This window comes from Actinoallomurus sp. CA-150999, assembly GCF_050942425.1.
Taxonomy (GTDB): Bacteria; Actinomycetota; Actinomycetes; order Streptosporangiales; family Streptosporangiaceae; genus Actinoallomurus.
In genome coordinates, this window is record NZ_CP192063.1 from 9,228,991 (window position 1) to 9,243,472 (window position 14,482).

General features: G+C 70.1%; 11 protein-coding genes. 1 reads left to right on the forward strand and 10 read right to left on the reverse strand.

All coding sequences use genetic code 11. The features are described 5' to 3' along the window. Window positions 1-65 precede the first annotated feature (65 nt). The 5 genes from ACQP2O_RS42510 to ACQP2O_RS42530 form a co-directional block, all read right to left on the reverse strand. Window positions 66-779, reverse strand: a complete 714-nt coding sequence (locus tag ACQP2O_RS42510) for a hemerythrin domain-containing protein (RefSeq protein WP_433174881.1) — start codon at window positions 777-779, stop codon at window positions 66-68. A gap of 113 nt (window positions 780-892) precedes the next feature. After that, window positions 893-1,660, reverse strand: a complete 768-nt coding sequence (locus ACQP2O_RS42515) for a hypothetical protein (RefSeq protein WP_433174882.1) — start codon at window positions 1,658-1,660, stop codon at window positions 893-895. Between the two features lie 57 nt (window positions 1,661-1,717). Further along, entirely contained in the window at window positions 1,718-5,833 is a 4,116-nt protein-coding gene (eccCa, locus tag ACQP2O_RS42520; RefSeq protein ID WP_433174883.1) for a type VII secretion protein EccCa, read from the reverse strand. Window positions 5,834-5,941: 108 nt separating this feature from the next. Further along, window positions 5,942-6,388 (reverse strand): WXG100 family type VII secretion target, encoded by a 447-nt coding sequence (locus tag ACQP2O_RS42525; RefSeq protein ID WP_433174884.1) that lies wholly within the window; start codon window positions 6,386-6,388, stop codon window positions 5,942-5,944. A 63-nt stretch (window positions 6,389-6,451) separates the two neighbouring features. Beyond that, a complete protein-coding gene (locus ACQP2O_RS42530; protein WP_433174885.1) occupies window positions 6,452-7,192 on the reverse strand; it encodes a WXG100 family type VII secretion target in 741 nt (246 codons plus the stop codon). Between the two features lie 88 nt (window positions 7,193-7,280). On the opposite strand from ACQP2O_RS42530, the gene ACQP2O_RS42535 reads away from it, so the two are divergent. Continuing rightward, a complete protein-coding gene (locus ACQP2O_RS42535) occupies window positions 7,281-7,937 on the forward strand; it encodes a hypothetical protein (RefSeq protein ID WP_433174886.1) in 657 nt (218 codons plus the stop codon). 3 nt (window positions 7,938-7,940) lie between these two features. Here the strand turns inward: ACQP2O_RS42535 and ACQP2O_RS42540 are convergent, their stop codons facing one another. The 5 genes from ACQP2O_RS42540 to ACQP2O_RS42560 all read right to left on the reverse strand — a co-directional run bounded on the left by ACQP2O_RS42540 (window position 7,941) and on the right by ACQP2O_RS42560 (window position 14,481). After that, on the reverse strand, window positions 7,941-10,646 hold the full coding sequence (locus ACQP2O_RS42540; RefSeq protein ID WP_433174887.1) for a right-handed parallel beta-helix repeat-containing protein: 2,706 nt from the start codon (window positions 10,644-10,646) through the stop codon (window positions 7,941-7,943). Between the two features lie 4 nt (window positions 10,647-10,650). After that, entirely contained in the window at window positions 10,651-12,003 is a 1,353-nt protein-coding gene (eccD, locus tag ACQP2O_RS42545) for a type VII secretion integral membrane protein EccD (RefSeq protein ID WP_433174888.1), read from the reverse strand. 36 nt (window positions 12,004-12,039) lie between these two features. After that, on the reverse strand, window positions 12,040-12,354 hold the full coding sequence (locus ACQP2O_RS42550; RefSeq protein WP_433174889.1) for a WXG100 family type VII secretion target: 315 nt from the start codon (window positions 12,352-12,354) through the stop codon (window positions 12,040-12,042). A 32-nt stretch (window positions 12,355-12,386) separates the two neighbouring features. Next, a complete protein-coding gene (locus ACQP2O_RS42555) occupies window positions 12,387-12,755 on the reverse strand; it encodes a WXG100 family type VII secretion target (protein WP_433174890.1) in 369 nt (122 codons plus the stop codon). 136 nt (window positions 12,756-12,891) lie between these two features. Next, window positions 12,892-14,481: an amino acid adenylation domain-containing protein gene (locus ACQP2O_RS42560; RefSeq protein WP_433174891.1), complete on the reverse strand. Its 1,590-nt coding sequence runs from the start codon at window positions 14,479-14,481 to the stop codon at window positions 12,892-12,894. Between the last annotated feature and the right edge of the window lies 1 nt (window position 14,482).

The following is a 14,482-nucleotide window of genomic DNA, read 5'->3' on the forward strand; positions in this document are numbered from 1 at the left end:
GAACAACACATATGACGGTCCGTTGCGCCGGAGGGTTCGGACTTTCGGTCAGGGCATTTGTGTCATTATCTTGTCCCACGCAGTACGCGCAGGTCAGCGATGGCTTGGCTGCGCATGGCGGGCAGCAGCGACTTCACCGGCGGCGGCATGTTCATGAGTATCGACTCCACCTCGGCCGGCGTGCCCACCTCATCGAGGAATCCGATCATCAAATGTGCGGCTACCGGAGGTGTCGTGGCGATGACTCGCTGGGAGTATGCCTCCCACTGCGTGGGTGTGATGTGCTTTCGCAGCGCGGGAAACAGAATCGGTTCTTCGTGGGCCAGGTGGTCACGAACGATGTCGCGCACCGCGACCGCCGCCTCGCGCAGCGCGTCCCGGTCGTCGCCGTTCATGCTCTCGCGGCCTTGGCCGCCGCCCTGTGTTGTCGCCTCCGTGGTCCCGCCGGTCGTACTGGCACCCTCCGCACCGGTGAGGTCGATAGCGGCAAGGCGGTCGAGTGCGAGGTCCAGACGTTCGTGTTCCTCACTCAACTCGTCGAGCGCGCGCTTCGTGTCCGGTGCTGCTGCCGCGATGTGCGGCCATATCCATCTGTCTTCGGTGTCGTGGTGGTGACGCAGGTTCGCCACGAGGAAGTCCCGCAACTGCGCCAGCGCCTGGCGAGGTACCGAGGGTCGGCCGCCGGCGTCGACGAGCAGCCCGGTGGCCAGTCTGTGCGTCTCATGGGCGAGCCGTGTTTCCACGATGGCTTGTGAGTCACGCTCGGCATCTGTGTCCATGGTTCGGAACCTTTACGTCGACGGTGTACGACGCGTGGCCGCGCGGTACGGAAGGAGATCTGGTCGTTTCGGCGTGCGAACGCACGCCTGGTGCGGCACCGCCCGGTCCCCGGTCATCGCCAGGTGTCGCTCGCCCATGTCGGACTGCCGTTCCTGTCCTTGATCACCAGGTTGGCGTCGGACTGCAGCACCATCGTCGCGTGATCGTGGCCCTGGCATCCGGCGCCCCAGATCGGCCGGTTGCCCGAGGAGAGGACGACCAGGTTGCCGTCGGTCTGAAGCATGGCGTGGGCCCCGGGCCGGAAGGTGTTGGTGGCCCACATGGGCTTGCCGTTCTTGTCGCTGAGCACGAGGTTTCCGTCGGTCTGCATGGTCAGCACGATGCGGTTCGTCCGCACGCTCCGGCCCGAGCGCAGAACGTACGGGGCGTGCAGCACGCGGGTCGTCCACGGCGGCCCGCCCGCCGACGGGCGCTGGTTCGACTCGCTCTGGATCCCGACCTGGTCGCGGCGTGGGGCAGAGGGGGCTGAGGAGGCGGAGCGCGCAGGGGGCGCCATGGCGCTCAGTTTGCGGCCCTTGCTCGGGGAGACCGTCGCGAGCGGCGTCGGCGAGGTGGAGAGGGACGGGCTCGGCGCGTGCTGTGGCCGGTCACTGGGCCGCATGGTGTTGGCCGCCGCCGTGGTCCGGTTCTTGTGGCTGTGAGAGGCCAGCGCGCCGACGGCCACCACCACTCCGGACACGACGATGAGCGCGGCCGCGCCCGCGAGAATCCGCGGCACGACGCTCTGCCGTTCGCCCGGTTGCCAGGCACGGCGGCTGAACGCCGCGACGAGACCGGCGCGCTGCCGTCGTTGCATTTCGGTCGTCTTAGGATCGCTCATAGTGGTTCTTCCTCGATCAGTCGGAATCGGGCGAGAGTCGTCGCCCGAAAATGATCACTACACAGCGGAAACAGATCCGAGGTCTCTCTGCGGTAGCGGAGAGACCAGTGGCTCGGTCTCCTCGTCCAGCACGGCGTGGATCAGCTCCGGGCTCTGCCGCCGCCGGACCAGCACGCCACGTCCCGGAATGCGTTCCACCGCGCGCTGATCGCCGATCAGCGGACCCTCGCGGTGATCGCCGGACAGGATGAGCCCGTCGGCGCCGAACTCGCGCAACCGCCCGAGCAGGGGATCGGCCATCAGTGACCGCGCCGAGCCACTGACCCGGCGGGCGAGCACGACGTGGAGGCCGAGTTCCTCCGCCTGTGTGACGAACGCGGCCAGCGGCGCCAACGGCCCGCGCTCCGGGCCGTTGGCCACCAGGTCGTAGTCATCGACGACCACGTACAGCTCCGGCCCCTCCCACCAGTCACGGTCACGCAGCCGACCGGAGGTGATCTCCGGTGGCGGCATGCGCTCCCGCAGCTTGTCCGCCACCTGGCCGACGAAGGTGGCCGCCAGGTCAGGATCACCGGCCTGCGCACCGATGTAGGGCTCGGGCACCACGTCGAGAAGGCTGCGCCGGTAGTCGATGACGATGAAGCGCACCTCCCACGGCGAGTGCCGGCGGGCCATACCCCGCATCCAGGCCCGCAGGAACGAGGTCTTGCCCGCCCCCGAGTCGCCGAAGAGGAGAAAGTGCGGCTGCCCGGCGGTCAGGTCCAGGCCCACGGGCCGCAGGTCGTCCTGGGACAGGCCGATCGGGACTTCGGTCTCGGTCGGGACGCGCTCGCCGCCGTCCCAGGGATCCTGCCCGGCCGACGCCGCCGCGACGGCGTCCAGCTCGGTGACGGTGAGCCGCTCCGGCAGCACCTTGAGCGGCGGCGTGGGCGGCCCGTCCCACGCGTCGTCGATCGCGGCGACGAGTTCCCGTTGCGCGTCGCCCATCCCGTCGAGGTCGTCGGTGCCGTCCATGCGGGGCAGGGCGACGTGGAAGGGGATGCCGGGCGGCATCAGCCCACGGCCGACCGGTGTCTTGCCCAGCCTTCGGGTCTCCTGCCGGTTGACCTCCGATTCGGTGGGGTCGTTCAGGCGGAGTTCGAGCCTGCCCGCGATGCTGTCGCGCAGGCTCATCCGGATCTCGGCCCAGCGGTTCGCGGTGATCATCAGGTGCACGCCGACGCCGAGGCCTCGGGTGGCGATGTCGGTGGCCAGGGCGGTGGCGTCGTCCATCTCCGCGTGCAGTGCGCCCCAGTTGTCGACGACGAGAACGACGTCGGCGCCGCGCACGCCCGGCGGCAGGGCTCCGGTCTCCCGCATTCTCCGGAAGTCGGCCGCGGACTGGACGCCCAGCTCCCGGAACATCCGCTCGCGGACGGCGATCAGCCGGGTCACCTCGGCCAGCACCCGCTGCACGCGCTCGGCGTCACGGCGGCCGGCGACCCCGGCCACGTGCGGGGCGCCTTCCAGGCCGTGCAGCGCGCCACCGCCGTGGTCGATGCAGTAGAACTGCAACTCCTCGGGCGTGTGCGTGAGCATCGCGCTGATCAGCGCGGTACGCAGGAACGTGCTCTTGCCGCTCTGCGGAGCACCGACGATGGCGAGGTGCGCGTGCGCGCCCGTCAGGTCCAGCACGACGGGCCGCTGCTCCTGCCGGGCGGGCAGGTCGGCGACGGCCACGGGGAACCTCAACTCCCCGTTCATCGACCAGGCCCGGCTCTGCAGGCCGTGCTCCGGCACCGGCGCCACGGGTGCCAGCAGCAGATCGAGCGGGAAGCGCGGCGGCAGCGGCGCGAGCCACACCTGGTGGGTCGGCGCGCTGCTCTCCGCCAAGCGGTCCACGAGCATCTGCAACTCGGTGGTCGTGCCGCCGGACGCGGTAGGACGGGACGGGACCGGCGCCGTCTCCTCCGGGACGATGGGCGTCCGGAGCGTGTACGGGACCGGCGTGATCGATTCCGTCCCGTCGGCGTCCTCGCTTTCGTTCTCGTACAGCCGGGAGACGTGGGCCACCCGGAACCGCTCGTAGACGGACTCGTCGACCTTGAGGTAGGCCGAGCCGGGAATCGGCGGCAGCTTGTACGCGTCGGGCGTGCCGATCACCGTGCGGCTCTCGGTGGCGCTGAAGGTGCGCAGGCAGATGCGGTAGGACAGGTGCGATTCCAGCCCGCGCAGCCGCCCCTCCTCCAGCCGCTGGGTGGCCAGCAGCAGATGCATGCCCAGCGAGCGGCCCAGCCGGCCGATCTGCACGAACAGGTCGGTGAAGTCCGACCGCTGCGACAGCAGCTCCCCGAACTCGTCCACCACGATCATCAGGTACGGCAGCGGCGGCAGCGGCGCACCGTCGACGTCGGTGCCACCGGCCGCCTGCTTCAGCTGGTAGTCGCGGATCGAGTCGACGTTGCCCGCCTGCCGCAGCAGTCGCTGCCGGCGCTGCTGCTCCCCTATCAGCGCGACCCGGACCCGCTCGACCAGGGACAGGTCATCGGCCAGGTTCGTGATCAGCCCCGCGACATGCGGCAACCCGGTCAGGCCCGCGAACGTCGCGCCGCCCTTGAAGTCGACGAGCACGAAGCCCAGATGCTCCGGCGAATGCGTCATCGACAAGCCCGTGACCAGTGTGCGCAGCAGCTCGCTCTTGCCCGAACCGGTCGCGCCCACGATCAGCCCGTGCGGCCCGACCCCGCCCTGTGACGACTCCTTCAGGTCCAGCACGAGCGCCTCGCCGTTCGCCGCCACGCCGACCGGCACCCGCAGCAGCTCCTCGTCATCCGGGGCACGCCAGTGCGCGCTCGGATCGAGCGAGGCGATGTCGCCGATCCCGAGCATGCCCGGCAACGACACGGACTGGGACAGAACCTGGTCCTTCTCACCGGACAGCCGCAGCGGCGCGAGCGCACGGGCGATCTGCGAGCAGAGTGCGGGCTCCGTACGGTCCACCGTGGCGTCCGTCATCACGCTGTGCAGGCCGCCGCGCCCCTCCAGGGACAGGCCGCCGCGGATGTCCAGCCGGACACGGACGTCGACCCGCTCCGGCTCGCGGACCTCTTCGGTGACGAGACAGACGGCCGTGATACCGAGCTCCGGCCCGGCCTCCGCGATCAGCCGCGTGACCAGTGGCGAGCGGGCCCAGGCGGCCTGCGGGTCATAGTCGTTCAAAACGATGACGAGCCGCCGCTTCGGCCCGTCGGCGGCCGTCAGGGAGACCAGCCGGGACCCGCGCTCGGCGCGTGCCGCCGTGGCCCGATCGAGCTCGGCCTCCAGGTGATCCGCCAGGCCCTCGATGCCCTCCGCGACCAGCGGTACGACCTCGACGCCGCGGTCGCGGGTGTCCGGTTCGTAGGTGTGCGGCAGCCACTTGGTCCACTCCCAGCGCGGGTCACCGGCGGTGACGACCATCAGCTGCACGTCGTCCGGCGCGTGCAGGACCGCGAGCTGGCACAGCAGCGCCGCCGTCGCCTCGCGGATCTCGGCCTCGGGGCCGAGGACGCTGATCACGCCGGCGCGCCCGGCGTCGATCCACGCGGGCTGCCGGTCGACCGAACTGTGGGTCTGGACGAGTTCCTCCGCCGCGTGCAGCGACCGGGGGTCGTACTCCACCGACGGATCGGACCGCTTCGTGGTCGTGAGGGTGATGGCGAGCGGGCCGTTCCCGGTGCCCAGGCGGAGATGGAGGAAGTCCGGGTCGTCGGCGCGCCGCTCCCACACACGGCGCCGTCGGACGGCGATCGCCCACAGCCGCTCCGGACTCGGATGCACCCACGCCGCGGCGAACCGCTGAACCTCTGCCACCTGCCGTGCCTGGCGCCGGAAGCCGCCGAGGTACTCCAGGTAGCGCTCGCGGTGGTGCTCCCGCGTCCGGCGTCCCTTCCCGCCCATCTGCACCCGGACCCCGACGGTCAACCCGACCGACGACAGCACGAAGACGGCCCCGAGGACCATCATCCAGCGCCGACCGCTGGAGACGAGGTACGCGGCCATGCTGACGCTGGTCAACACCGGCAGGAGCAACATCAGCATGTTGGACATGCCGTTCGACGGTGGCAGCTGCGGCGGCGCCGCGAGGGAGATCTTCTCCTCGGGCACCGGTGGTGGCGCCATCCGGGCGGGACGGTGGAAAGCGATCCTGCTCATCGGTTCGGCTGCCTCAGATGTGAGATCCGTACTGCGGTGGCCCCGGGCCGGGCGGGGTTCACAGGGGCGGACCGCCCGGCCCGGTCACCACCGTCTGGGTGGTCGTGATCAGCTCGCGAGCGGGGGATAGTCGGCGGTGATCGCCGTCTTGTTGGTATCCATCTGGTCGGGAGGAGTTTCCGTGGGCTGCTTACCGCTGCTGGTGCCGAGCTTGCCGGCGAACTGGTTCCAGACGTCCACCAAGCCGGCCTCGGCCTTGCCGTAGTTGCTGCCCACCACGCCCAGACCGTGGGTGATGGCGTTGATCACGCCTTCTTCCGGCCTCTCCTTGCTGCCCAGCACCGCCCTGCTGACCCGGTCGAACCGGTTGGAGACGTCTTCGTGCTCCTGCTGCGACGGGCCGGCCCAATCGACTTGCAGGCCGGTCAGCGCGGTGATGATGTTGTCGAGGGCGGTCTTGATGTTCTCGCCGTGCTGAGTGATCTGCTTCGCGTAGTCGTTCAGGCCCGACAGCGACAACGCGATCTTCTGTACGTGGTCGTAATCCGCGTCCATCGGGACACGTCACCCCCTCATAGGGATCGGCTTCGGCCGTCGAGCGGCCTTACCGCCTCATGCCTACGCTCCAGCCGGTGGCACCGTCATCGGCTGAGGCGGACCGGGAACCGACATGTAGAAGTGCTTCCCCGGCGGCACCGTCATCGGCGCGTACGGGCCGTGAACGGACTTGTAGAACACCACATTCGAGGTGACCGGCGTCCCCTGCGCGTACGGGCCGGGAAGCAACTTGTAGAGCACCGCATTCGAGGTGACCCGCATCCCCTGCGCGTACGGGTGAACCGACTTGTAGAACACCACCTTGTGCTGGTCCGAGGTGACCGGCTTCAGCGGCGTCCTGTTCCCGTGCTCGGGACCCGGCGCCAGCTTGTAGCGCATTGGCCCGTTCTGCGCGGTGCCCGCGGTCAGCGGTTGCGGCCCGACGAGCGCCTTGTCCACGTTCTGGTAGTTGTGCGTCTCGGCCTGCGCGTAGTTGTTGCAGGTGGTCTGCAACCGCTTGATGATGTCGTCGAGCGCGTCGGTCAGGTCTCTGGATGCCTGCCCGAACCACTTCGTGATGACATCGAAGGTTTCTTCGGCGGGACTGTTCCAGTCGGCGACCAGGTCGGTGGTGTTCCTATCGATCGCCGCAAGCTCGGTGGAGATCGTGCTCTTCTCTCTGGTCACAGTGCCGATGGCGTCATGCAAACTCTGCAGCAATACCTTGAAGTCCCCTGGGGGTGGCTGCGTCATTCTGTGTCGCCTCCATCCGGCCACCGATGTGATCGGCCGCGGTCCGATACCGCCCGACGCGACCAACATAGTCGCAACTTGCAGGTTGTCAAAGTCGTACCATTATCGTCAGAATAGCCTATGGTGGTGGTTCGCCGCCATCCGGATAGGAGGAGCGATGACCGATACCGATCCGATCAAATCGAAGTACGACATCCATCCCTACGACCCGAATGACAAAACCAACACTCAGACTCCGGATCTCGGAAACACCGACTCACCCGAGTTGAAGGTCTGGGATTCTCGGCCGTCGTTCAACACGGACCCTCAGGACATCAAGGAAGGCGACCCCGGCGACCCCGGCGCCGGCACGACTCAGATCGACGTCGATGACATCCTGGTCACCCCTGAGGCCATGGCCGCCCAGGTCGAGAACATGCTCACCACCTCCCGCGAACTGGTCCAGTCGTACGAGGATCTACGGAAAAAGGTGCTGGGAGGAATGGACACCGTGTTCGGCCAGCAAGCCATGGACACCGCCTTCCAGGACAGCCCGGGAACCACTTATCTGGCACCGGGCACGTACAACCCTGCGCCGAACGAAGGCGAACGGTCCCCCAGCGACTGGCAGGGGCCGGCGAAACAATTCGCAGCGTCGATGAACCCGGTGCAGGAGAAGAACCTTCAGAACATCGGAGATGCGTTGGAGGTCCTGGGTGAATACATCGCCCTCGTAAACCATTCGGGTCAGGTATACGCGCACACCGATAAGCAGTCGAAGTTCCCGCCGCCGCCGAGCTGGAGCGTTTACGGGAGCAACATGTCTCACAAGTAATTCTCATACGGCCTCCAGCGGCGGCAGGTCCACCGGCAGAAGCGTCGTCAGATCGCCGGAACCTGCCGCCGTCAGGTCATCGGCGATCCGCAGTGCGTGCCGCTCGGTCATCAGCTGGAAGACCTGCCGGGCGGTGCGGCCGTTCCCGAACTGCTCTCCCCGGGGCAGCTCGTCGAAGAACCGGTGCAGCGCCTCGACGGTGTCCTCACCGCACTCGTACTCGTGCCGGTCGGCGTGGTAGCGCACGATCCGCACGAGCTCCTCGGACGCGTAGTCGTCGAACGTCAGGGTGCGGCTGAACCGCGAGCCCAGCCCGGCGTTCGAGCTCAGGAAACGCCGCATCTCCCCCGGGTAGCCGGCGACGATCACCACGACGTCGTCACGGTGGTCCTCCATCAGCTTCACCAGGGTGGAGATGACCTCCTGCCCGAAGTCGTTGGACTGCCCGTGCGGAACCAGCGCGTAGGCCTCGTCGATGAACAGCACGCCGCCGAGCGCCCGGCGGAACACCGCCTGCGTCTTGGGCGCGGTGTGACCGACGTACTCGCCGACCAGGTCGCCACGGTCGGCCTCCACCAGGTGGCCGCGTTGGAGCAGGCCGAGCGCGTGCAGGAACCCGCCGTACAGCCGCGCGACCGTGGTCTTGCCCGTGCCGGGGTTCCCGGCGAAGACCAGGTGACGGGACAGCGGCGGCGGCGGAAGCCCCGCCTCCTCGCGGACCTTCACCATCCGCATCAGCTTGGTGAGACCGACGATGTCGCGCTTCACCCCGTCCAGGCCCACCAGCCGGTCCAGCTCGGTGCGCAGCTCGGCGAGCCGCTCCTCGGGCGTCTGCTCCTCGTCCTCGTCCGCGTGCGCCTCGGGCCGGCCACCGGTGACGGCGGTGACCGTCGCGGACGGCGTGGCCACGGTGCCCTGCGGCAGGGTCGCGTCGCGGACGCCGTCCGACCGGCAGTCCTCGATGACGGGCTCGGCGCCGTCGCACACGACGAGATCGTGGTCGCCGCCGGAGACGAAACACCGGCGCAGTACCGGTCCGGCCTCCGCCTCCACGTAGATCGCCGGATAGCCGGCGTCGGAGATCCGGCAGTCTTCGAAGAGGCCCGCCGCCTTCTCGGCGACGAACACGCCGTTCCGGGCCGGGCGCTCCACGACCAGTCCGCGGACGCGCGCCCGGGTGCCGGTCCCGGCGTACAGCCCGCTGCCCTCCACCCCGGTCATCGTGCAGCCGTCGATCCGCACGACGCTGCCGGCGTCGAGGTACACCCCGGTCGAGCCGGTGTGGTCGATCCGGCATTCCTCGACGAGCGCTTCGGTGTCCGGCCCGATCTCCAGGCCGACGCCGCCGATCTCGGAGATCTCGCACCCCGCCAGCAGCGGCCGGTGCGTCGTGCGCACGCTTACACCGGTGGCCGCACGGCCGATCCGGCAGCCGCGCAGTGCCGCGTCGCCGCCCTCCAGGCGGATACCGGTCATCGCGGTGTCGCGCACCTCGACGTCCCGTGCGGTCAGCTCCGCCTGCTCGCAGACACGGACGCCGTACTCCGGCGTGTCCCTGATACGGCAGTCGGCCAGCGTGGCCCGTGCCGCGCCGCCCAGGTGCACGGCCGTGTAGGCGGTGTCGCGGATCTCGCAGTCGGTCAGTGTCAGCCGGGCGTCTCCCGTGGCGTAGACGCCGTTGGCCCCGCTGCGGGCGAGCGTCGCCTCGCGCGCCTGGACGGCGGCGTCGCCCGAGACGGCCAGTCCGGTGTCCCCGGCGTCGACGGCCCGTACGCCGTCCAGCTCGAGCGTGCTGGACCCGGCGGCGACGATCGCCGCCCGGCCGGTGTCGTGTACGTGGCAGCCGTCCAGTACGGCCGCGGCCTCCGATTCGGCCAGCAGGCCCGCGTTCGTCGTGGCGAAGATCTCGCACCGGTCGAGGAGCACCGCGTGGGACCGTGACGTCGCCGGCTCCTCGGCCGACGCCGCGTCGCGGCGGGGCTCGTTCTCCCCGGCCGAGCGCCGCCCGGCCGTGCCGCCGAGCCAGACCCCGATGCCGCTGTCGTGCAGCCGGGACTCCGTCAGCACGAGGGCGGACGCGCCTTCGGCGTGGACCGCGGCGGTCCGGGCGTCGCGGATCTCGCACCGGGTGAACCGCCCACGCGCCGAGCCGGAGAGGTGGACGCCACGGCCGCCCACGCCGCGCACGATCGTCCCGGTGCACTCGGCCCGCGCCTCGTCGTCCGCCGTGATCCCGTCGCCGCCCGCGTCCCGTACCACGCAGTCCTCCAGCGTCGTACGGCTGGTGGCGGTGAGGTGGACGGCGGTCCGGTCGGTGCCGCTGATCGAGCAGTTCCGCAGGACGGCGATGGCATCCCCGGTGACCTCGACCCGGCCGCCGGTGATCTCGCAGTCGCGCAGCGCGGGCGTACCGGCGCGGACGAGGACGGCCGCGTCACCCGCGGATTCGAGCGTCAGCGCCTCGACGGTGGCCTGACCGCCGTGGACGGTCAGGGCCGGACCTCGGGCCGCGACGACCCGTACGGTGCCCGCGCCCTTCTCGGCCACGACGGTCACGTCGCCGTCGAGGACGAGGCTCTCCCGGTAGACGCCCGGCTGGACCGAGACGACGGCACCGGGGGCGGCGGCCCGTACGGCCGCACCGATCGTGGCGTGCGCCCCCCAGCTGCCGGGCGCGACGCGCTCGCGGGCGGCCTTCCTCGTCAGCACGGCGTCACATCCTTCCGCCGGCCCGCATCAGGGCGTCGAAGACGCCGAAGACGCCGACGGCGAGCGGGACGCTGATCACGCCGAGGAAGGTGGCGACGCTGCCCGGCCATCGCCACCGTTCGTCGAAGTCGGCCTGCTGCAGGGAACTGCGGAAGCACATCACCAGGCCGCACCAGACCACGATCACGCCCGACCAGAGCGCGGCCAGCGGGCCCGCCCAGCCGGATGGGCCGGCCGAGCCGAGAAGGTCGAGGACGGCGGCGGGCGCCTGGATCGACAGCCCTACCAGCCCGGTCGCCCCACTGAGCAGGACCGCCGCGACCACCGCCCGCAGTCGCGCCGAGTTCGCCCGGCACAGCAGCGCCAGGCCCAGGCACAACGCCAGCCCGAGCGCGTACCAGTCGCGAGAGCCGGCCAGCACGGTCAGGCAGGCCGCGATGACCACGCAGCACAGGGCGTTGAGGAAGATGAGCAGACTCTGGACCCGGCGCACCGCCCGTTCCACGTCCTCCATCTCGGAGGGGCCCGGTGGCACGGCGGCGATCTGTGCCGCGGCCCTGGGCAGCGCCCCCAGGACCAGGAAGAGCGCGACGGCCACCACGGCCGCCGCCTCGAGCAGGTCGGCGCGCAGCAGGGCCAGCGGGACGGCGAGCACGAGACCCACCGCGCAGATCGCCTGCAGCACCATCGTGGTGATCGCCGGAGCCGCCAGGTACGAGGCGAACGCTCCGATCGACGCGCTCACCACGGCCGCGATCACCGACGTCCGTGGGCTCGACAGCGGCAGCGCCGACGCGGCGGAGGCGAAGATGGGACACGCGGCCACGGCCAGCCCCAGGCGCATCACCGTCGGTACCGGCCAGATCTTCAGGCCGGCGACCCAGGCGACCGCGGCGGATGCCACGCCCACCCCGAAGAGCAGGAGGGTCAGCAGGGGCGTGCGGTCGGCGCCGAAACCGAGTGCGCCGGCCGCCGCCAGCACGATGAGCAGCCCGAGGCCGAGCGTCGTGTGCGCCCGCGCCCGGGCGTTCCACGTCCTGCCGTCGTCCTCGACCTCGGCGACCTGTTCCTCGACGTCGGCGACGACCGGTCCGTCGAACTCGCCCTGGACCACGTCCCGCAGGTACAGCGTCTCGCCGTCGAGCACGCCGACGGACTCCAGGGACACACCCGGCTGGAAGGGTCCCCCACCGGCCGGGGCGAGCGACCAGGCGGCCGGCATCGCGTCGGAGTCCGGCTCGCCGCACATATCGGCCAGCATCGGGACGTACGCGGCGATGGGCGCGCGCGCCGGCACCGCCAGGTCCACCCGGCCGCGCTCACCCACCACCGTGATCCGGCACCGTTCATCGGCCACCGGTGGCTCCTCGCTCCCTCGATCTCACGCGCGTGGTCAGTGCTTCCAGGTCTGGACGTTCGACCACTCGGCGTCGGTGTAGTTGCCCCAGTTGACGTTCATCGCGTGGGCGATCTGGCCGAGGACGCCGTCCGGCCCGAACAGGCCCTCGGCCGCGATGTTCCACTCCTGCTGCAGGTCCTGGTAGTAGGTCGCCGCCTGGCTCTTCTGCCACGTGTCCTGCAGCGGCATGAGCTTGGCCTTCAGCGCCTCGAGCTCGCCGGCGATCTCACCCGCGCGCCCGTTGATCCAGCCGCCGGCGGCGCCCAGGCCCTCTCCCACATAGATCTGCGTGCCATCGATGTCGGGCATGGTCCTGCTCCTTTCACGTTCCGCTGTCGCGATCAGGTCAGGTTGGCCACGGCGGTGTGGCCGCCGGGCATGCCCGCCTCGATGTTGGCCAGGTTGGTGAGGTTCTGCTGCTCGGAGTCTCGGTAGTTGACGTAGTTGCCCTGCAGCCCACTGGCGATGCCGGTCAGCGCGTCATGGAGCATGCCGGACAGGACGTCGTACTCCGCCATCAGAGCCACGAACCGGCCGTGCGCGACGCCTCTCCACGACGCCTCCAGGCTCACGACGTAGGACTTGAGCTGGTCCAACTGGCCTCTGATCTGCTCTGCGGTGTTGCCGGCGTCCGAGGCCGCATTGGCCAGATACTCGGGCGTGACCTGATAGGTCACACCGCCCACGGTCACCGCCGGTTCGTTCGCCATGCCGCCGCCTTTCGCAGAAGTCATGTCTCGGCTGTCGAGCCACCTTGACCGTGCAGTCAAAGCGTGTTCAAGCGTCGTCGAATCGGCGTTCCACAGGTATCCGCAAACAGGGCCTAACCGAGTCCGTAAATATCGCCTAGGTGTCCCCGTGGAGGGCGAGCAGCGCCTCTCGGTCGACCTTCCCGGTGGCCGTGAGCGGGAGCGCGTCGCAGAGCCGGATCACGGACGGGACCAGGTATTTCGGCAGCCGGGTGGTCAGGTGATCACGGATCGACGCCGTGGTGCAGCCCTCGCCGGCCGGTACGACGAACGCGAGCAGGGTCTTGTGGCCGCCGGCGCTCCGCCCGACCAGGACGTGGCTCTGCTTGACGTCCGGATGCAGGTCGATGTGGTGCCGGATCTCGCCCGGCTCGATGCGGTATCCGTTGATTTTTACCTGTTCGTCCAGCCGGCCCAGGAAGACGACGTCGCCGTCGGCCCGGAATCGGCCTCGATCGCCGGTGCGGTACAGCCGTTCCCGCCTTCCGTCGATCTCGCAGTCGACGAACCGGTCGCGGGTGGCCTCGGGCATGCCGAGATAGCCCGGGGACAGGCCCGGTCCGGCCAGGCATACCTCGCCGGTCTCGCCGACCGCGCACAGCCGGTCGCCGTCGACCAGATAGAGGCGGGTGTTCTGGATGGGCCGCCCGATCGGCAGCGCGGACTCCTCCGGCGCCAGCCGGCGCACCGGGTGGTACGTGGCGAACGTGGTGCACTCGGTCGGGCCGTAGACGCTGACGACCCGGTCGGCGCCGTACCGCCGCAGGGCGGTCTCCATGTGCGGCAGGGAGTGCGCCTCGCCGCCGGTCAGGATGGTGCCGACGCCGGCCAGGGTGTCGGGGGCCTCGTCGAGGACGACGTTGAACAGCGCCGTGGTGAGGAACACGACGGTGACCCGATGGTCGTCGATCACCTGCCGCAGCTCGGACAATCGCACGTACGTCGAGGGGTACAGGACGCAGGTGCCGCCGAGTAGCAGCGCACCCCAGATCTCGAACGTCGCCGCGTCGAAGGCGACCGGTGCCAGCTGCAGCAACGTGGTGTGTTCGTCCAGACGTGCGTAGCGGGCGCCGTGCACCAGCCGGGCGATGGCGCGGTGGCGGATCGGCACGCCCTTGGGTCTGCCGGTGGAACCGGACGTGAAGTTGATGTACGCGATGTCGTCGGGGCCGACGCCGGTGACGGGGTCGGCGTCATCGTCCGCCGAGGCCGGACCGTCCGGGCGCACCGGCAGCACGGCGCCGTCCGGCAGACCGGATCCGATCGATTCGGGCCGGTCGGTGACCACGATGCGGCACTCGGCGTCGCGCAGGATTCCGCGCTGCCGTTCGCCGAGCGGGCCGGCGTCGACGGGGAGATAGGCCGCCCCGCACTTCAGCACCGCCAGCAGCGTGACGATGAGCTCGGGAGACCGCGCGAGGCACACCCCCACCACGTCACCCCGACGGACCCCGGCGCCGCTCAACCGCCGGGCCAGCGCGTTGGCCCGCCGGTTGAGCTCGCGGTAGCTGAGCGTACGGTCCCGGTGGACGACCGCGGTCGCGTCGGGGTGGAGCCCGACGCGACGCTCGAAGAGCTCGGCGACGCCGCGGTCGTCCGGGTAGGCCGCCCCGGTCCGGTTGATCCGGTCGTGGATCGACAGCGCCTCCGGGGTGGCCCTCAGCCGGTGGATCCGGGTGGTGTGCACG

Coding starts and splice junctions, on each gene's coding strand:
- ACQP2O_RS42510 (WP_433174881.1), bottom strand. CDS start 779: ATGGACACAGATGCCGAGCGTGACTCACAAGCCATCGTGGAAACACGG.
- ACQP2O_RS42515 (WP_433174882.1), bottom strand. CDS start 1,660: ATGAGCGATCCTAAGACGACCGAAATGCAACGACGGCAGCGCGCCGGT.
- eccCa (WP_433174883.1), bottom strand. CDS start 5,833: ATGAGCAGGATCGCTTTCCACCGTCCCGCCCGGATGGCGCCACCACCG.
- ACQP2O_RS42525 (WP_433174884.1), bottom strand. CDS start 6,388: ATGGACGCGGATTACGACCACGTACAGAAGATCGCGTTGTCGCTGTCG.
- ACQP2O_RS42530 (WP_433174885.1), bottom strand. CDS start 7,192: ATGTTGGTCGCGTCGGGCGGTATCGGACCGCGGCCGATCACATCGGTG.
- ACQP2O_RS42535 (WP_433174886.1), top strand. CDS start 7,281: ATGACCGATACCGATCCGATCAAATCGAAGTACGACATCCATCCCTAC.
- ACQP2O_RS42550 (WP_433174889.1), bottom strand. CDS start 12,354: ATGCCCGACATCGATGGCACGCAGATCTATGTGGGAGAGGGCCTGGGC.
- ACQP2O_RS42555 (WP_433174890.1), bottom strand. CDS start 12,755: ATGGCGAACGAACCGGCGGTGACCGTGGGCGGTGTGACCTATCAGGTC.